This window comes from Deinococcus actinosclerus (genome assembly GCF_001507665.1).
Classification (GTDB): Bacteria; Deinococcota; Deinococci; order Deinococcales; family Deinococcaceae; genus Deinococcus; species Deinococcus actinosclerus.
In genome coordinates this window covers 958,828-977,021 of record NZ_CP013910.1, presented here as the reverse complement: position 1 = coordinate 977,021, position 18,194 = coordinate 958,828, and the positions used below count along the sequence as shown (strand labels likewise).

Below are 18,194 nucleotides of genomic sequence, written 5' to 3'. Positions count from 1 at the left end.
AAGCCCCCCCCACTTCCCACTCCCTACAACCCACTCTCATCCAGATTGTTGCAGAATGCAATCATGTCACCCGACCCACACAGCCCGGATCTCACGCGGCAGCCGCTGCGGTTCCTGGCCGCGTACTGGACGGCGTGGCAGGGCCTCAGCGGTCAGGTGCAGGCCGCCCTGGCGCGCGAACACGACCTCGACCTGCGCGCCTTTCTCATCCTCAGCCACGTGCAGGCCGGGCCGCACACCCCCAGCGACCTCGCCCGCACGCTCGACCTGCCCCGCTACGAGGTCGCCCGCGCCCTGCGGCACCTGCAGGGCGCCGGGGCCGTCGCGCACGCCCCGCACCCCACGGACGCCCGGCGCCGCGCCCTGCACGTCACGCCCGCCGGGGCGCAGCTGTGGGGGGCCGCCATGCAGACCCTCCAGCACGCCACGCAGCCCGCCCTGACCCGCCTGGGTTCACAGCTGGACGCCGTCACGGCGGGCCTGGAAACCCTGAGTGCCACCCCCCTCCCGGAGGCCACCCCATGACCATCAACGAATCCAGTCCGCCCGAACCCGCCCGCTGCCCCTTCGGTGGGGACAGCCTCACGCGCCGCGACACCGCGCGGCCCGGCGCGGCCCCCCGGGCCGATGCGCGTGGCGTCGTGCAGGTCCGGTCCTTCCAGGCGGCGCGGGACGTGCTGCGCAGCGAGGCCGTGACCCAGGCGGGCTTCAATGCCGAGACCGTGAACGAGGCCGGCATCCTTAAGCGCCGCCCCGTGCTGTTCGCCGAGGGCGAGGAACACCACGAGATGCGCCGCGACACCGCCCGGTACTTCACGCCGGCGGCCGTCGCCACGTACCAGCCCATGATCGCGGCCCTCGCCGACCGCCTGATCGGGCAGCTCGCGGCGCGCGGCGAGGCGAACATCGACGACCTGAGCCTCACGCTGGCCGTGCAGGTCGCCTCGCAGGTGGTGGGGCTCACGAGCAGCCGCCTGCCGGGCCTGGAACGCCGGGTCATGACCTTCGTGGAGCACGACGGCAACAGCGAGCCCGGCATGAGCCCCGAGAAGGGCCGCCTGCGGAGCCTGCTCGACCAGCGGCACCTGCTGGCCTTCTACCTGCTGGACGTCAAGCCCGCCATCCAGGCCCGCCGCACACAGCGTCAGGACGACCTGATCAGCCACCTGCTGGACCGCGAGTACAGCGACCTGGAGATCCTCACCGAGTGCCTGACCTACGGCACCGCGGGCATGGTCACCACGCGCGAGTTCATCACGGTCGCCACGTGGCACCTGCTGCGCGCCCCCGAGCTGCGCGCCGCGTACGTGCACGGCACGGAAAAGGAACGCCTGGACATCCTGCACGAGATCCTGCGCGTGGAACCCGTCGTGAGCACGCTGTACCGCCGCGCGCAGGCCGACCTGACCGTGGACGGCCACACGGTCCCGCAGGGCACCCTGCTGGCCCTGAACCTCGCGGACGCGAACACCGACCCCGCCGTGGCGGGCAAGCAGGCCGGGTCCGTGTGCCCCGCCCGGCCCCTGCCGCGCGGCGTGCAGGCGCCCGTGATGGCGTTCGGGGACGGCCACCACCGCTGCCCCGGCGCGTTCCTGGCGATCAAGGAGACCGACACGTTCCTGCGCCGCCTGCTCATCTGGCAGGACCTGCGCTTGGTGGCCGAGCCGCGCGTGACCTTCAACGAGGTCGTGAAGGGCTACGAGCTGCGCGGCCTGCGCGTCGCGCTGGGGTTACGTCGGGCCTGAGCCGGGCGGACGACACCCGGACGCCGGCGAGCGGGCCGCCCACCACGCGGGTGGAGCGGCCCGTTCTCTCAGCCTGAAGGCCTGGGCCTGAACGCTGCGTTCAGGCCTGCTGGGCGTCGAGTGCGGCCTTGATCAGCCCGGCGAAGGGAGGGCTGGGGCGCATGGGGCGGCTCTTGAATTCCGGGTGGGCCTGGAGGGCCACGAAGTACGGGTGGCCGGGAATCTCGATGGTCTCCACGAGACCCGCGCCGCGGCCCTCGACGCCGGGGGTGACGCCGCTGATGACCAGTCCGGCGTCCTTGAGCTGCTGGGTGTAGGCGGGGTTCACCTCGAAGCGGTGACGGTGGCGTTCACGGACGGTGCCGCCCTGCGGGACGCCGTACAGCTCGGCGATCTTGGTGCCGCCCTGGAGATCCATGGGCCAGTCGCCCAGGCGCATGGTGCCGCCCATCCCGGCGACCTCGAGCTGTTCGGGCATCAGGTCGATGACCTTGTGCGGGGCGTACTCGTCGAACTCGGCGCTGTTCGCACCCTCCAGGCCGGCCTTGTGGCGGGCGTACTCGATCACGGCGATCTGCATGCCCAGGCAGATGCCCAGGTACGGGGTGCCGCTTTCACGCGCGTACTGCGCCGCGCGGATCTTGCCCTCGATGCCGCGGATGCCGAAGCCGCCGGGCACGAGGATGCCGTCGGCGCCTTCCAGGCGGGCCCGGACGTCGGCGTCGGTGACGCTGGGGTCGGCCAGATCCTCGGCGTTCACCCACTGGATGTTCACCTTGGCGTCGTTGGCAATCCCGGCGTGCGTGAGGGACTCCATCAGGCTCAGGTACGCGTCGGGCATCGCGGTGTACTTCCCGGCGATGGCGATGGTGACCTCGCGCGCCGGCTGCTTGATGGTCTTGACGGCGTTCTGCCACACGCCGAGGTTCGGGTGGATGCGCTCCAGGCCCAGGATGTCCTCGACGGTCTTGCCCAGGCCCTGTTCCTCCAGCGCGAGGGGCACCTCGTACACGTGGGAGACGTCGAAGCTGGAGAACACGCGGTTCTCGCGCACGCTGGTGAACGCGGCGATCTTGCGGGTGATCTCGGGCGGGAGTTTTTCCTTGCTGCGCACCATGACGATGTCAGGGCTGATGCCCACGGAGCGCAGTTCCGCCACCGAGTGCTGGGTGGGTTTGGTCTTGAACTCGTTGCTGGTGCCCAGGTACGGCACGAGCGTGAGGTGCAGGTACAGGACGTTCTCGTCGCCCTCGTCGAACTTGAACTGCCGGATGGCTTCCAGGAACGGCAGCGACTCGATGTCGCCCACGGTGCCGCCCACCTCGATCAGGACGATCTCGGCCCCGGCGCGCTCACCGGCGGCGCGGACGCGGTGCTTGATCTCGTCGGTGACGTGCGGGATGACCTGCACGGTCTGCGACAGGTAATCCCCGGCGCGTTCCTTGCGGATGACTTCCTGGTACACCTGCCCGGTGGTGATGTTGCTGCCCGCCGGGATGTCCAGATCGAGGAAGCGCTCGTAGTTGCCGATGTCCAGGTCGGTCTCGGCGCCGGACGCGGTGACAAACACCTCGCCGTGCTCGTAGGGGCGCATGGTGCCCGCGTCGATGTTGATGTAGGGGTCGATCTTGACCGCCGTGACCCTGTACCCGCGCGCGCGCAGCAGCGCCCCGAGGGACGCGCTGGCCACGCCTTTACCGAGGCTGCTGACAACGCCACCTGTCACAAAGATGTATTTCATGTCTGACCGCGAGCGCCTGATCCCCACCGGGAGACCACAAAGAAAAACCGGGGCGCTCGGCCTCCGGGATTTCATGGTAGCACGCCGCGCGGCGTCCGTGCGCGCCGGGCTAGGGGGGCAGGGTGCCCACGTTGCGGGGCGCGATGGTCACGCTCTGCACCCAGCTGGCCGGGCTGGCCCCGGGCCGCGCGGGCTGGGTGGTGTCCCGGCCGCGCACGTTGCGGTTCAGGCTGACGTTCAGCGTGACGCGCACCCCGCCGGGCGTCTGCGGGCTGGGCGTCACGGCGCTCAGCAGCGGCGGCAGCCCGGGCGCGGCCTGCTGCACGTAGTCGAGCAGCAGGCTGGCCGTACCGCTCAGGCCGGCGGCGGCGAGGTTCAGCGCGCCCGAGACGGTGGGCGGCGTGGTGGCGTTCAGGGGCTGCGCGAACTCGGCGAGCACCCAGCGGTCGTCGTTGCCGGCATCTGGCCCCGGGTTGGCCGGGTCGGGCGCCCCGGCCACCCAGTCGGCGCGGCGCACCGGGTAGTACGCGCGGAAGGTGTAGCAGGCGCGGCGGGTGTCGGCGTTCGTCAGCGCGCAGCCGCTCACCGGCCGTTCGGGGGCCTGGATGAACGCCAGCAGCGGCACGCTGCCGCCAGCCGTCCATGTCCCGCCGCCGGGCCGGGTGGTGGAGTAGTTCACGGGCAGCGTGATGGGCGTGCCGCTGGGATACACGAACGCGGCCTCGCGGACGTTCGCCAGCAGGTAGTTCTGCGCCACCTGCTGTTCGAGCAGCAGGTCGCTGCGCACCTGCAGGTCGCCGGCGCTCCGCGTGCTGCTGATCAGCAGGGTGCTCGCCGCGAACAGCGCGATCAGGGCCAGGGCCAGGGCGACGAGCAGTTCGATCAGGGTCAGGCCCCGCTGCGCGCCGGTCATGGGCGGGCCACGTCGGCGTTCAGGACGCTCTGGGTGCCGTTGACCGTGACCTGCACGCTCACGCGCCGCACGGGACTGAGATCCGGCGCGTTTCCGGTGCAGCTGGCGTTCAGGCCGGCGCTGCCGGTCACGGCGCCGTCCAGGGTCAGACTGGAGAGCGTGACGCTGGTGCCGGGCGGCAGCGGGATGGTCGCGCAGCGCTGGTCGTACAGGCCGGGCGTCAGCCAGTCGCTGCGGATGCCTTCGAGCACCTGCTGGGCCTGCTGGGTGGCGCTGACCTGCTGGGCGCTGCGGGTGGTCAGCCTGAAAAAGCTGGTCAGGGGCGCCAGGACGACGAGCGCGATGATGCTCAGCAGCAGGATGCCCACCAGCACTTCCACGATGGTCAGGCCGGCGCTGCCCCGGGGCAGGTCAGTTCGCACGGACGATCACCTTCCCGGTCAATCCCACGATCTTCACCTGCGTGAGCTGGCCGCTGGCCGGGTGCCGCAGCGTCCAGATGACACCCGCGCCGTCGGTAGTGCCACTCGGCGCGCGGTACTGCACGGCGGCGGCGGTCTGCGCGCTCACCTGAACGCTGTTGGGCAGGGTCAGGGTGCGGGTGTCCGCGCCGCGCTGCACGGTGTAGCTGCCGGCGTTCAGCGTGGTGGTCACCGTCACGTTCTGCCCGCTTTTCAGGGCAGTGCTCCGCGCGGCGCGCAGGTCGGCGCTCAGTTGCGCGGCGGCGTCGCGCAGCTGGCTGGCGCGCAGGCTGCCCAGCAGCGACCAGCCCAGCACCCCGGCGATGACGCCCAGAATGGCGATCACCAGCAGCAGTTCCAGCAGCGTGAACCCCTGCGTGCGCCCGGCCCTCACGGGGCCTCCGAGACGGTGTCGCCGCGCAGCTGCACCGGGTCGAGCGGCTGGGTGGTGCCGGTGGGCGTGGTGACCAGCGCCATCGTCCAGGTGCGCGAGGTCGGGAAGAAGGGGGGTTCCACCCCGGAGAGGGTGCGCGGGTCGAACACGAAGTTGCGGCCGTACCCGGTCTGCTGGACGTTGCCGCTGGTGGTGCCGAACGCGCCGTAGTAGTTCTCGATGACCCCGCCGATCAGGTTCACGTTGCCCAGGGGGCTGCCGGTGTTGTAGCCCTGCACCTGCACGGCGCCCTGTCCGGCCATCAGGACCGCGTGAATCCTGGGGTCGTTGCCCAGGCGGGTGGGCTGGCCGCTCTGGGGACTGACGAGGTTCACGTTGCCGCCGCTGGAGTAGATCCCCAGAATGTTCCGCGCGCCCAGGTTGGCGCAGGTGGCCGGCGTGACGCTGCCGTCGGGGTTGCGGGTGTGCTGCCCGCTGCAGGGCGGATCGGCGTACGTGAGGTCACTGGTGATGTTGATGGTGCCGCTGGCGGCCACGGTCAGGCCACTGAAGGGCGCGACCGCCGCGCTGATGGGATCCGGACCGGCGTTCAGGTCGGCCACCTCGCCGTTCACGTACACCACGCCGTTGAAATCGGCCTGGGGGCTGCCCGGCGCGACGCTGCCGTCTGCGGCGCGCGTGGCCGACACCCAGTTGCCGCTGCCGTCCAGGATGCGCAGCTTGCCGTTGGCGCCCACCGCGAGGTTCACGGTCACGCCGCCCACCGTGTACGTGATGCGCTGGCTGTCCTGCCCCCCGACCGCCGCGCGGTACAGCTGCAGGTTGCTGACGGTGCCGCTGATCAGCAGGCCCCCGCTCTGGGCGGCGGCCGCCTGGTCGTTCCCGTTGACGGGCAGCTGCACGAAGGGCGCGTTCCAGGTGACGCCCTGCGGGAAACTGGGGGCGACGTCCGGGTTCGCGGCGCAGGCGGGATTGCCCGCGTAGCAGAAGGTCGGGGCGTCGGGACTCGGCGTCATGTTCGCCTGGGTCTGGAAGGTCGAATCGAAGTACGCGCCGGGTTCGGGTTCGCTGGCGCAGGAGTCGCCCGTGGGGAGAGGCGCCGTCTGGATCTGCCCGGCGCGGCACCCGGCACTGGTGACGGCCCCGCCGAACCAGGGCCGACCCATGAAGCGGAACTGCCCGTTGGTGTGGACGGGGCCGCTGAACATGGTGCGGCTGGTGAAGGTGATGCGGTCGCCGGCGGCCTCCGCCTCCGGCGAGGCGAAGTGGTGGTTGGTGAACAGGGCGTTGGGGGCCAGCGAGGGCCGCTGGATCACGAGGTTCAGTCCCGTCTGCTCGGCCCGCAGGCGCACCTGCCGCGTGGCGCTGGCGGCGGCGCCGGTGACCTGGGCGTCGGGCATCGTGAAGAACAGGCGGTACTCGCTGACGCCGCTGCGGGTCAGCCGGGTGGGGCGCAGCCCGTAGGTGACCGCGTACGTGGCGCTGGTGGGCGCGCCCGTCAGGGTGGTGCCGTCCGGGCCGCTGAACAGGTCACTCCAGTACGCGGCGCGTTTGGCGTCGGTCGCCCCGTCCAGGCCGGCCGCCGCGAAGGCACTGGCGCTCACGGCGCGCACCAGCAGGCGCACGCGGGCGTCGCCGGCGTCGCGCAGGCCCTGGGGGCGGCTGCTGAGGTCGCAGACGTCCGACCCGACCGGGACGCTGGGCAGGCTGCTCAGCCCGCACAGGGCCGCGAGGTCGTCCATGATCACGGGGGTGTCGGCGGGTTTGAACTGCGCGCTGCGCAGCAGGGTACTCATGACCCGCAGCCGGGCCTGCACGAGGGCCGTGCCGGATTCGGCGGCCAGCTGGGCGCGCAGGATACTTTCCTGATCGGTGCTGGAGCGCCGCGCGGACAGCGTGACCTGGGCGGTGACGCTCATGATCACGGCCAGCAGCAGCATGACCAGCAGCAGAGAGACGATCAGGGTGGCACCCTGCGTGCGTTCGGTGGTGCGCATGAGGTCAGTATGAACGCCTCAATGCGAAAAATCTCACCCCCGTGTCGGGGTGCCGGGCGGACTCAGCGGCCCCGGATGCGTTCGAGCAGGGCCGTGCAGCGTTCCTCGCGCTGTCGCCCGGCGGCGCGCTGCCACGCGGTCGCGGACCCCACGGCGTAGAAGCGGTCGCGGGCGCGGGTCAGGGCGGTGTACACGAGGTTGCGGCTGAGCATCGGCATGTGCGCCTCGTGCAGCACGCCGAGCACGGTGCCCCACTCGCTGCCCTGCGCGCGGTGCACGGTCAGGGCGTAGCCGAGTTGCAGGTTAAACAGTTCCGCCCCGGCCAGTTCCACGACGTTCCCGTCGAAATCCACGGTCAGGCGTGAGCCGTCGGCCTTCAGGACGGTGCCGACCGTGCCGTTGAAGACCTCGTTGGTGTAGTCGTTCTTCGTCTGCACGACGATATCGCCGGGCCGCGCGTGCGAGTCGCCGATGCGGACGCCGCCCTCGCCGGGGTTGAAGAGGCTCTGGAGGTGGTGGTTGAGCATCTCCACGCCCAGCGGTCCCTTGCGCATGGGGGTCAGCACCTGCACCTGCGTGGGGCCGCCCATGTCGCGCACGAGCAGCGCCACGCGCCGCGCGCCCACGTCCGGTTCGGTCTCCACGAGGTTCAATCGGGGGTCGCCCCACTGCGGCGCCTGCCCGTGCAGCAGGCCGTGCGCGGCGCGGATGATGGGGTTCTCGGCCGCCTGCCGGTACACCTGGGTCAGGCGGACGGTGGGCGCCGTCTGGGTCAGGGCGTGCAGGGGCAGCCCGGCGTCCACCGGGGGAAGCTGATCGGTGTCGCCGACCAGCAGCACGCGCGCGCCGGGCGCGACCGCCGCGAGCAGCGAGAGCATCAGGCCGTCGCCGCACATGCTGACCTCGTCCACGATCAGCAGGTCGTACGGGGCGGGTTCGAGGTGGTTGTGCCGGAAGCCCGCCGGGCCGTACCCCAGCAGGCGGTGAATGGTGCTCGCCGCGCGGCCCGTCACCTCGCCCAGGCGGCGCGCGGCCTTGCCGGTCGGGGCGCACAGGCCGACCTCCAGGCCCAGCTGCTCGGCAAGGTCCGCGACGGCGCGGGTGGTGGTGCTCTTGCCGGTGCCGGGCCCGCCGGTCAGGACCACCAGCCGGTGCTCCCCAAGCAGGTCCAGCACACCCGCCTGCTCGGCCGACAGGCCCTTCGCCGCGCCCCTGGGGACGGTCCACTCGTCCCCGGCGGGGGGCGTGGCGATCAGCGTGCGGATCAGGCTGGCGAGTTTCTTCTCGGCGCGCAGGGTGGGCGGCAGGTAGATGCGGCTGGGGTCGTGCAGCGCGTCCTCGGTGTCCAGCAGCGGGGGCGTGTCGTCCGCGAGGCGGCCCAGTTCCACCGCCGTCTCGACCCCCAGCCGGGCCTGGGCGGGCGTCACGCGGGTGTAGTGCACCACGCCCTTCTCCGCGCGGGCGCGCGGCAGGTACGAGTGCCCGCCCTGCTGCGCCGCCTGCTGCAGGGCATACACGGCGGCGGCGGTCAGGCGGCGCGGGTCGTCCAGGGCGCCGCCCTGCGCCTGCCACAGCTTGTCCGCGGTCAGGAAGCCGATCCCCTCGACCTCCGTCAGGGTGAACAGGTCGGCGCTCAGGCGTTCCAGCGCGGCCTCACCGAAGTGTTTCACGGCCCGCTGTGCCTGCGCGATGCTCAGGCCCAGGCCCTGGAGGCCCGCCAGCAGGCGGCGTTCCAGGCCCTGCTGCGACCAGCTCTGGGTCATCTTGTGCAGCGTGCTGGCCGTCACGCCCGGCACCTGCAGCAGCCGGTCGGGGTCGCTCTCCAGGATGTCGAAGGTCGCCGCACCGAACGTTCCCGCGATCCGCCCGGCCAGGACCTTGCCCACGCCGCCCACCCGCGCCTCCAGGTACGCGGCGATCCCCGCCTCGGACAGGTCGGCGGGCTGCGCCTCCAGCACGAGGTTCAGCACGCGGTACTGGTAGCCGTACTCGCGGTGCTCCTCCATGAGCACGTCGGCGCTGAAGGTGTCCCCGGCCTCCAGGGGCGGCATCACGCCGATGACGGTCGCGTCGGGGTCCTCCCCCTCCGCGTTGCGGATGCGGGCGGTCATGACCGTGAAGCCGGAATCGGAACGGAACCGCACTTTATTCACGCCGCCGGTCACGCGGAACGCCTCGGTTGGGGCAGCAGACATCGCTGCCCAGCATAGCGCGGGGCGGGCGCTCCGTCCGTGACGGAATCCGCCCACCGCTGCGCCCCCCCTGCGCCGCCCGGGGTGGCAGACTGCGGCGCATGGGTGACCTTCCTTCGCTGACGGTGAGCACGCCCGGGCAGGCGCGGCTGCTCCTTGACCCGGCGCTGCTGACGCCGCTGGGGCACCTGCTGCGCGGCGAGGTGAGTGCCGCCGAACTGGCCCGCGCGTGCGGCCTGAGCGTGCAGCAGGCGCACCACCGCCTGACCCGGCTGCGCGCGGCGGGACTGGTGGTCGTCACGCAGGAGCAGGCGCGCGCCGGGCGGCCCGTGAAACGCTACCGGGCGGCGGCGCGGGCGTTCCGCGTGCCGTTCGCCCTGACGGACCACGCGACCCTCTCGGATCTGGTGGCGGGCCTGCACCGCGACCCGCTGGCGCAGCAGCACGAGCGGGTGGGGCGGATGCTGGCCGCGCAGCCGGGGCGTCACCTCAACGTCCACCTGAACGCGCGGGGGCAGGTGACACTGGATTTCGACGGCTTCGAGGACGTGCTGGACAGCGTGATCAGCGCGCACCGCCTCGCATACCTCAGCCCGGCGGACGCGCAGGAACTCGACACCAGGGTGCAGTCCCTGTTCGACTGGCTCGACGAGCACGCCCAGTCACGCGCGGAGGGCCTGGTGCCGCGCCTGCTGGGCGTGTTCCTCACGCCGGGGGACAGGTGAGCGTCCCGTCCCGCTTCACGGCCAGCACGCCAGAGCAGGCGCGCCTGCTGCTGCAGCGGCCGTACCAGTGGGTGCTGGGCGCAGTCATGGACGGGCGGGGCAGCGCCGCCGCCGTGGCCGCCGAGACCGGCGTGTCCCTGACCCGCACGCACCACCGGCTGACGCGGCTGCTGGCCGCCGGGCTGATTGAGATCGCGCAGGTCCGCGCCCGCGCCGGGCGGGGGGTGAAGGAATACCGGGCGGTGGCCGCCGAGTACCGCGTGCCGCTGGCCCTGACTGACGCGAGCGACCTGGAGGAACTCCTGAACGAGGCCGCCGCGCCGTTCTTCAGGACGTACGTGACCGGGGTGGCCCGGGCGATGGGGCGCACCGGAGGCGACGAGGACGTGCGGCTGAGCCGGGACGCGCACGGGAAACTGACGGTGCAGTACGGGGGCGGCAGGATTTCGGCAGACAGTTTCGGCACCATGGGCGAGATGAGGCTGCGCCCGGAAACCCTGACCGAGTTGCACGCGCGCCTGCGTGAGCTTCAACAGTGGGTCTCGCAGCGGACCAGTGCGGAACAGGACGATCCCGGCGCGCGCCAGGCCCTGCTGGGGCTGCTGCTCGCGCCGGGGGACAGCCCGGAACGCTGACGGCGGACCGGTCAGGCGGGTGATGCCTGCCCGGTGCCGCCCGCCGCGTCCCGGCGCAGCAGCGCGGCCCAGCCCACCGCCGCCAGCAGGGTGAGGCTGCCGGCCACCGCGAACACGGTGCTCACGGGCACGCGGTCGGCCACCGGCGCGAGCAGCAGCATCGCCAGCGGCATGCCCGCCGTGCCGACCATGCCGAGCAGGCTGCCCACCCGGCCGTAGTAGGTGGGATCAACGCGCTTCTGGAAGATCATGCTGACCGAGAGGTTCAGCGCGGCGGTTACGAGGCCCATCACGAACGCCAGGGCGTACATCTGCGCGGGGGTCTGCGTGAGGCTCAGCAGCAGAACAGTCGTGCCGAGCGCAGCGAAGGCGGGCGCACTGAGGCGGCGGGCGTCCACCCGCTCTCCCAGCGCGGCCATGGCGAAACTCCCGGCGGCCAGTCCGGCCAGCAGCAGCCCGAAGAACAGCCCGAAGCCCTGCGCCCCCGCGCCCAGGGCGGTCATGCGGGCGGGCATCAGCATCTCCATGGGGGCGAACGCGGCATTCAGGAAGAAGGCCAGGACCGGCAGGCCCAGCGTGAGGGGACTGCGGCGGGCGTAGTCCAGGCCCGCGTGGAAGGACGTCCAGAACCCCTCGCCTGCCGGCGCGGCGCCGTGGGCGGGCAGGGTCACGAGGGGCAGCAGCGCCGCGAACATCAGGAAGCTCAGGCCGTCGAAGATCAGGGCCGGGGCGCTGCCGAGCGCGCCCACCAGCGCGCCGCCACCCACCGTGCCGACGAGTTGCATGACCTGCGTGCTCCCCTGCATCAGGCCGGTGGCGCGCTGGAGCTGCGCGCGTGGCACGAGGCGGGGCGTGACGCCCATCGCGGCGGGCGAGTAGAACGCGCCGATCAGGCCGGTCAGGAACGACGCCGCGTAGACCAGTTCGAGTGCAACAGGGCCGCGCAGCGCCAGCAGGCCCACCGTGAGTTGCAGCGCACCGCGCAGGACGTTCCCCAGGATCAGCGGGACCTTCAGGGGCAGGCGGTCCACCAGCGTTCCGAACAGCGGGGACAGCAGCCCCGGCAGCAGCGCCAGCGCGAGGTTCACGCCCATCTTCCCGGCGCTGCCGGTCTGATGCAGCACCAGGAAACTGGTGGCGATCCCGGCCAGCGCGGTGCCCAGGGCGCTCTGGGCGCTGCCCAGCCACCACAGCAGGAAGGAGCGGGTCCACAGTCGGTCCGGGACGGAGGTGGTCATGCCGCCCAGCGTGAACCGGAAGCTACTCCGCGCACCAGGGGGCGCGCGGAGTAGCTGGGGTCCGGACTGGCTTCAGCGGCGGGCGAGGCGGCGCAGCCAGCGGGGCAGGTGGCGGGCCGCGCGCTGAGCGAGGGCCACGTCCCCAGTGGCCGTCAGGCGGCTTTTCGTGATGAGGTCGAGGTCACTGCTGTACATGGCCCGATCTTTGCATTATCCGGGTGTTTTTCATATGACAAACGACCCATTGAATAATTATTCGGCCCCCTGACAGGGTGATGCGCGCCCCCTTCAGATCTCCCCGGCCGGGCCGCTCACGTCACTGGCTGTTCAGGAAGGCGGCCTGGTTGCGGTAGAACTGGCGCACGTCGCGCAGGGTCAGGTTGCCCACGATATCGACGTGATCGTAGCCCTGGACCGTGCCCAGCACGTACCAGCGGCCCGGCTGCGTGGCCTGCCCGGTGTAGGCTTCACGCTGCTGGCCGATGGGCGCGTGCGAGTAGTTGGTGGGCACGATGCCGTCGTTCGGCCACCAGCTCCGGTCGTAGGTGACGCCGCCGAACTGGCTGGTGCCGTACACGTTGCCCATCCCGGGCGGCAGGGGGCGGGGGTAGGGGTACGAGGTGACGACCAGTTCCGGCCCCATGGTGACGTTCGGGTAGTGCCAGCCGGTCAGCAGGCCCGGTGAGGTGTCGTTGGTGGCCCACGAGAAGTATTTCGTGACCTTACTGCGGCCGATGAAGGCGTTCTGTTCCTTCGCGCCGTCCGGACGCAGGTCCCAGCCGGCCGAGTCCTTGCTCGTCATGACCCTGGAGTTGGACACGCGGTCGAGGTAGTGGCCGAACGTTTCGCCCGGTTCCTGCCGCAGGCCGTACTGGCCCAGGTCGAAATCGTAGATCCGGCTGACGGTGTCGAGGTTGCCGGCGACGGCGGCTACCGCCACGATGATCTTCTGGAGTTGCGGGATGAGCACCTGCAGGTTGTCGGCGGCGGGGCTGCCGTCACTGGGGCTGGAGATGGTCATGAGGTTCCTGACCCAGCCCGCGCGGCCCCCCGCGTACAGGTTGTTGCCGTCGGCGTTGGCGGGACTTCCGTCGTCGAGCAGTTTCACGAGCAGTCGGATGGTCGGCCCGCCCTGGCTGTGGCCGATCAGGTTGACCGGATGCTGGGCGTCCCATTCCGGGTAGAACCCGGGGTAGCACTTGGCGGGGTCGGAGCGGGTGTGGCCGAACTCGGCGGCGCGCGCCGGGCCGTAATCCACGCAGCCGCCCTTGATCTGGGCGTACAGTTCGGCCGCCCGGTCCCAGTTGCTGCTGAACGGCCCGACGCTGGCGGTGTACACCTTGTAGCCCAGCGCCCGCAGGTCCTCCTGCACGTCGTAGGTGACGCCGCCCCAGTAGTGGACCAGACCGAGCAGTTCGTCGCGGCCGAAGCCCGTCATGCCGTGCACCAGGATGATCGGCACGCTCTTGTCGATGGCCTGCGAGGCGATCTTCTTGCCGCCCGGCAGCGTATCGGCGAGGTCGGTGATCTGACCCTGCGCCACCGCTTCCGGGGGCGTGGGGGTGGCCCGCAGGAAGGCGGCGCGCTGCTCGGCGGTGACGCTGGCGCCTGGGGCGTCTCCAGCCTGGGGACTGGTCTGGCCACAGGCGGCGAGCAGAAGGGGAAGGGTCAGCAGCAGGCGGCGGTAGTCCATAGCGTACTCCTTGATGAGAAGGGAATTCCGTCAGCCGACACTCCATCCGAAAGACACGACGTCCGTGCTGAACGGCGTGAATGGCCGGAAGCCACCACTCGACCAGACTCACGTTTTGGTCGCGGCCTAATTTTGGAGTCCGTTCAATTATCGCCAAATGTGAAATTTTATGCTGAACTCCAGTCCAAATAGCCCCCACCGGTCCGGACCGCGGCCGGTGCTCTCCCTCCTGCCAGATCCGGCCTTCCGCGCCTGACGCGGAGGTCGAACTGAGCCTGCGCCTCCCTCCCAGACGCCGTGGCGACGCCCGCCCGTCCACGCGGCGGCGCTGCCCACCGCGGGCCGCACCACCCCCCGGGTTCCCCCGGCACCCCCCACAGGGCGTCACGCGGCCCTGGCCCGCCGCGCCGCCGGGACGCGGCAGGCCACCATGCTATTTTTTCCGTTATGCGCGTACTTCACACCGCTGATTTTCACGCGGGACGTTCCCTGCGCGGTTTCGACCGCACGCCCGAGGTACACGACGCCCTGACGGAAATCGCCGCCCTCGCCCGCACCGAACGGGCCGACGCCGTGCTCGTCAGCGGCGACCTCTTCGACACCGCCAACCCCAGCGCGGAGGCCGAGCACGCCGTGTTCGACTTCTTCCTGCGCCTGCGCGACCAGGGTATCCCCAGCGTCGTGATCGCCGGCAACCACGACAGCGCCGCCCGCCTCGCGTCGGTCACTGGGCTGCTGGGCTGGGTGGGCGTGCAGGTCGTCGCGCAGCCCAGCGCGAACCCGGCCGACATGATCCGCACCGTCGAGACGCGCGGCGGCGAGCGGCTGGTCGTGGGCGCGCTGCCGTACCTGTCCGAACGCCGACTCGTGAAGGCCGCCGACCTGCTTGGCGGGGACACCGGCGCGTGGCGGCAGAAGTACCGCGAGGGCATGGGGTTCTTCCTGCGCCGCCTCGGCGAGGGCTTCACGGGCAGCAGCGTGAACATGCTCATGGCCCACGCGACCATGGACGGCGCGGTCCCCAGCGGGTCCGAGCGCACCATGCAGTTCGACCTGACGAACAGCTACACCCTCTCCGGCCTGCAACTGCCGCCCGGCGCGCAGTACGTGGCGCTCGGGCACGTGCACAAGCCGCAGCAGGTCTCCGACGCGCCCCCCGCGTACTACCCGGGCAGCGTCATCCAGCTCGACTTCGGCGAGGCCGGCGAGAAGAAACAGGTGAACCTGATCGAGGTGGAGGCCGGACGCCCCGCCCGCGTCCACGCCCTGCCGCTCGCCAGTGGCCGCGAACTCCGCACCCTGCGCGTGGATCTGGACCACGTCGAGAACCGCCTCACGCAGCTCCAGGGCTTCGACGGGCTGCTGAAGGTCGTCGTGCGCGCCCCCGCCGGGACCGCCCTGCCGGGCCTGAAAGACCGCGTGCTGAACCTCGCGCCGAACACCCTCGCGGTGGACCTCGACGCCGTGCAGGAGGACCTCGCCCTGCCCGAACTGAAACGGGAGGGCCTCAGCCTCATGGAACTCTACGAACGCTACCACCGCGAGAAACGCGGCGACCTCCCCGACGACCTGCGCGCCGCCTTCCAGGAAGCCGACGAACTCGCCCGCACCGAGGAACACGCATGAGGCGGCCTGAGCTGAGTGCCATCCGCCATCTGCCATCCGCCATCACCAAGCCGGAGGCGAAACAATGAGGCCCCTCAAGCTCGATATTCAGGGCTTCACGGCGTTCCGGCAGTTCACGAGTCTGGATTTCGGGGATCTGGAACTGTTCGCGCTGGTGGGGCCGACGGGGAGCGGGAAGAGCAGTCTGCTGGACGCGATGACGTTCGCGCTGTACGGGCAGACGGCGCGGCTGGGCGCGTCGGGGCTGGACGCGCTGATCTCGCAGGGCGAGCGGGGCCTGTCGGCGGCGCTGACCTTCGAGGTGGGCGGCGTGACGTACCGCGCGTCGCGCACGAAGGGGCGGCGGCAGGCGGAGAACGAGGTGCGCTTCGAGCGGCTGGATGACGATGGCCGCTGGACGAACCTGTCCGACGGTGGGATGAAGGTCATCAACGAGCGCATCCGGCGGGTGCTGGGCCTGGACTTCCGGAATTTCGCGCGCAGCGTGATGCTGCCGCAGGGGGAGTTCTCGCGCGTGCTGCACGGCACCGGGAAGGAACGGCAGGCGCTGCTGGGCGAGCTGACGGGGCTGGATCACGTGGCGGCCATGCAGCGCGTCGCGTCCGACCGGGCGAAGGAACTCAAGCACGAGGCCGGGAGCCTGAACGCCGTGCTGGAGGGCGAGTACGCGGGCGTGACGCCCGAGGCGCTGGCCGGACTGCGGGTCGAGCGCGAGCGGACGGACGCGGACGCCGAGCGGCTGACCGACGAGCGCGAACGCCTGACCGGCCAGCAGCTGCGTCTGCGCGAGCAGGAGCGGGTGTGGAAGGCGCGCGAGGACACCGCCCGGCGCCTGACGTCGCTGGAGGCCCGCGCGCAGGGCGTGCAGGAGGGCGCGGCGCGGGCGGCGCGGGCGCGGCGCGTGGCGGGCGTGCTGCCGCTGCTGGACGCCGCCGAGCGGGCACGGATCGCCGCGGCGCGCGAGGCGGGCGAGTTGCGGGGCGCGCAGGCTGCCGCCGACTCGGCGGAACAGGCCGCGCAGGGGGCCGCCGCGACCCTGGAGGCCGCCCAGGCCGCCGAGGCCCGCATTCCGGAGCTGGAGGCCCGCGCCGAGGCCCTGCGCGACGCCGAGAATGACGTGGCGAGGCTGCGCCGCGCGGGCGGGAAGCCGGACGCCACGCACGCCCAGCCGCTCCCCTGGGACGAGGACGCCTTCCTCGCCGCCCGTGAGGGCGCGCAACGCGCCGAGAAGGCCCGGCAGGAGCGGGTGCTCGTGCAGACCGAGCGGGTCAGCCTGAAGGCCGCCCTGGACCGTTTCGCCAGCGAGGAACGCCTTCAGACGCAGGAAACGGCCGAGCAGGAGCGCGTGAAGCGCGAGGGCACCGACGCGAAGGCGGCGCTGGAGGCCGCACAGGCCGCGCTGGAGGCCGCGCGGCTGGAGGCGGGTCTGGCGTCGTACCGCGCTCACCTGCACGTCGGGGACGACTGCCCCCTGTGCGGGCAGACCGTGACGGCGCTTCCGGACGCCCCACGCGCCGAGCTGGGCGCGCAGCAGGCGCAGGTGGAGGCCCTGACCCGCACGCTCGACGAGCGGCGCACGCGCTTCACGGACCTGCGCGCCGCGCTGAAGGCCCGGCAGGCGTGGCTGGATGAGAAACGCGCCGAGTACCGCAACTGGGACGAGCAGCTCACCGCCCGCGAGACCGACCTGCGCGCCGCCGAAGGCCTGGTGACGGGCGACCCGCAGTCGGACATGGCCCGGCTGCTGGCCGGACTGGCGGCCCGCGTCCGCGCCGCCGGACCCGATCCGGCCCGCGCGCGGCAGGCGGCCCTGGCCGAGATCACGGCCCTGCGCTCGCGCGTGCAGGACGCCCAGGCGACCCTGGCCCGCGCGCAGGGCGACCTCGCCGCCGCCGGGGCAACCCTGCGGGGCGTGCAGGCGAACGCCGCGCGCCGCGCGCAGGAGGCGCAGGAGGCGCAGGCCAGCCTGGACGCCGCCCTGCGTGACCTGAACCTGGACGCCGCGCAGGCCCGCGCCGCCGCCCTGCCCGAGAACGACATCGCCGCGCTGGAAACCGCCGCCCGCACCCACGAGGCGGACGTGGCGCAGCTGCGCTCGGCGCTGGCCGATCTGGACCGGCAGCTGGGCGCCGCCCCCTTCGACCCGGCGCACCTCGCGCAGGTCACCCGCGACCTGACCGCCACCGACGCCGCCCTGACCGCCGCGCGCGAGCAGGCCGGGCGACTCGCGGAGCAGGAACGGCAGCTGCGTGAACGCCTGGAGCGCAAGGCGGACATCCACGCCCGCGCGCAGGCCGCGTCGCGCGCACTGGACACCTGGCAGACCCTCACGAACAGCCTCAAGGCGAACGAGTTCCAGCAGTTCCTCCTCGCGGAGATCGAGGCGCAGCTCCTGACCCGCGCGGGCATCCTGCTGTTTGAAATCAGCGACGGCCGCTACCGCCTGGCCCTCCAGGACGGCGAGTACGTCGTGCAGGACCTGTGGAACGCGGGCGAGGTGCGTGGCGTGAAGACCCTCTCGGGCGGCGAGACGTTCCTCGCCTCGCTGTCGCTGGCGATCGCCCTGAGCGACTACCTCGCGGGGAACCGCGTCCTGGGCGCGCTCTTCCTCGACGAGGGCTTCGGCACCCTTGACCCGCAGGCGCTGGAAGCGGTCGCGAACGCCCTGGAGAACCTGCGCACGCAGGGCCGCATGGTGGGCGTCGTGACCCACGTCGAGAGCCTCTCCGAGCGCCTCCCCAGCCGCCTTCTCGTCACCAAGAGCGTGGCAGGGAGCAGCGTGCACCGCTTCGACCTGTAATCACCGCAGATGAACGCAGGGCGGCGAGCCGATC

At 71.8% G+C, this 18,194-nt stretch carries 15 protein-coding genes; 6 read left to right on the top strand and 9 right to left on the bottom strand.

Annotation, left to right across the window (positions count from 1 at the left end; genetic code table 11):
* The first annotated feature begins 63 nt into the window (after positions 1-63).
* Together AUC44_RS04715 and AUC44_RS04710 are read left to right on the top strand one after the other, a co-directional pair.
* Positions 64-525 carry a MarR family winged helix-turn-helix transcriptional regulator gene (locus AUC44_RS04715; RefSeq protein WP_062157611.1) on the top strand — a complete coding sequence of 154 codons (462 nt, stop codon included), beginning with the start codon at positions 64-66 and terminating at the stop codon, positions 523-525.
* Positions 522-1,745 carry a cytochrome P450 gene (locus AUC44_RS04710; RefSeq protein WP_062157610.1) on the top strand — a complete coding sequence of 408 codons (1,224 nt, stop codon included), beginning with the start codon at positions 522-524 and terminating at the stop codon, positions 1,743-1,745. Before AUC44_RS04715 ends, AUC44_RS04710 begins: the two co-directional genes overlap by 4 nt.
* A 100-nt stretch (positions 1,746-1,845) precedes the next feature.
* On the opposite strand, the gene AUC44_RS04705 is transcribed toward AUC44_RS04710, so the two are convergent.
* From AUC44_RS04705 to recD2, 6 genes are all read right to left on the bottom strand, one after another.
* Positions 1,846-3,486 carry a CTP synthase gene (locus AUC44_RS04705; RefSeq protein WP_062157609.1) on the bottom strand — a complete coding sequence of 547 codons (1,641 nt, stop codon included), beginning with the start codon at positions 3,484-3,486 and terminating at the stop codon, positions 1,846-1,848.
* 109 nt (positions 3,487-3,595) lie between these two features.
* Positions 3,596-4,399 carry a prepilin-type N-terminal cleavage/methylation domain-containing protein gene (locus AUC44_RS04700; protein ID WP_062157608.1) on the bottom strand — a complete coding sequence of 268 codons (804 nt, stop codon included), beginning with the start codon at positions 4,397-4,399 and terminating at the stop codon, positions 3,596-3,598.
* Positions 4,396-4,821 (bottom strand): type IV pilus modification PilV family protein, encoded by a 426-nt coding sequence (locus AUC44_RS04695; protein WP_062157607.1) that lies wholly within the window; start codon positions 4,819-4,821, stop codon positions 4,396-4,398. Before AUC44_RS04695 ends, AUC44_RS04700 begins: the two co-directional genes overlap by 4 nt.
* On the bottom strand, positions 4,811-5,254 hold the full coding sequence (locus AUC44_RS16435; RefSeq protein ID WP_062157606.1) for a GspH/FimT family pseudopilin: 444 nt from the start codon (positions 5,252-5,254) through the stop codon (positions 4,811-4,813). The genes AUC44_RS04695 and AUC44_RS16435 overlap by 11 nt, the downstream gene beginning before the upstream one ends.
* Positions 5,251-7,251, bottom strand: a complete 2,001-nt coding sequence (locus AUC44_RS04685; protein ID WP_062157605.1) for a DUF4900 domain-containing protein — start codon at positions 7,249-7,251, stop codon at positions 5,251-5,253. Before AUC44_RS04685 ends, AUC44_RS16435 begins: the two co-directional genes overlap by 4 nt.
* Before the next feature lie 62 nt (positions 7,252-7,313).
* Entirely contained in the window at positions 7,314-9,446 is a 2,133-nt protein-coding gene (recD2, locus tag AUC44_RS04680) for an SF1B family DNA helicase RecD2 (protein ID WP_062157604.1), read from the bottom strand.
* A gap of 98 nt (positions 9,447-9,544) precedes the next feature.
* Between recD2 and AUC44_RS04675 the strand changes: the two genes are divergently transcribed.
* Together AUC44_RS04675 and AUC44_RS04670 are read left to right on the top strand one after the other, a co-directional pair.
* A complete protein-coding gene (locus AUC44_RS04675) occupies positions 9,545-10,168 on the top strand; it encodes a helix-turn-helix domain-containing protein (RefSeq protein WP_062157603.1) in 624 nt (207 codons plus the stop codon).
* Positions 10,165-10,803 carry a helix-turn-helix domain-containing protein gene (locus AUC44_RS04670; RefSeq protein WP_062157602.1) on the top strand — a complete coding sequence of 213 codons (639 nt, stop codon included), beginning with the start codon at positions 10,165-10,167 and terminating at the stop codon, positions 10,801-10,803. The genes AUC44_RS04675 and AUC44_RS04670 overlap by 4 nt, the downstream gene beginning before the upstream one ends.
* An 11-nt stretch (positions 10,804-10,814) precedes the next feature.
* Here the strand turns inward: AUC44_RS04670 and AUC44_RS04665 are convergent, their stop codons facing one another.
* From AUC44_RS04665 to AUC44_RS04660, 3 genes are all read right to left on the bottom strand, one after another.
* Positions 10,815-12,041 carry an MFS transporter gene (locus tag AUC44_RS04665; RefSeq protein ID WP_062157601.1) on the bottom strand — a complete coding sequence of 409 codons (1,227 nt, stop codon included), beginning with the start codon at positions 12,039-12,041 and terminating at the stop codon, positions 10,815-10,817.
* Positions 12,042-12,113: 72 nt separating this feature from the next.
* Positions 12,114-12,236, bottom strand: coding sequence for a hypothetical protein (locus AUC44_RS17180; RefSeq protein WP_257721369.1), 123 nt, complete (start codon positions 12,234-12,236; stop codon positions 12,114-12,116).
* Positions 12,237-12,357: 121 nt separating this feature from the next.
* Positions 12,358-13,734 (bottom strand): esterase/lipase family protein, encoded by a 1,377-nt coding sequence (locus AUC44_RS04660; protein WP_062157600.1) that lies wholly within the window; start codon positions 13,732-13,734, stop codon positions 12,358-12,360.
* A gap of 447 nt (positions 13,735-14,181) precedes the next feature.
* On the opposite strand from AUC44_RS04660, the gene AUC44_RS04655 reads away from it, so the two are divergent.
* Positions 14,182-15,360: a metallophosphoesterase family protein gene (locus tag AUC44_RS04655; RefSeq protein WP_062157599.1), complete on the top strand. Its 1,179-nt coding sequence runs from the start codon at positions 14,182-14,184 to the stop codon at positions 15,358-15,360.
* 64 nt (positions 15,361-15,424) lie between these two features.
* The gene (locus AUC44_RS04650) at positions 15,425-18,160 is read left to right on the top strand and encodes an AAA family ATPase (protein WP_062157598.1); all 2,736 of its coding nucleotides are present in this window, start codon (positions 15,425-15,427) and stop codon (positions 18,158-18,160) included.
* The last annotated feature ends 34 nt before the right edge of the window (positions 18,161-18,194 follow it).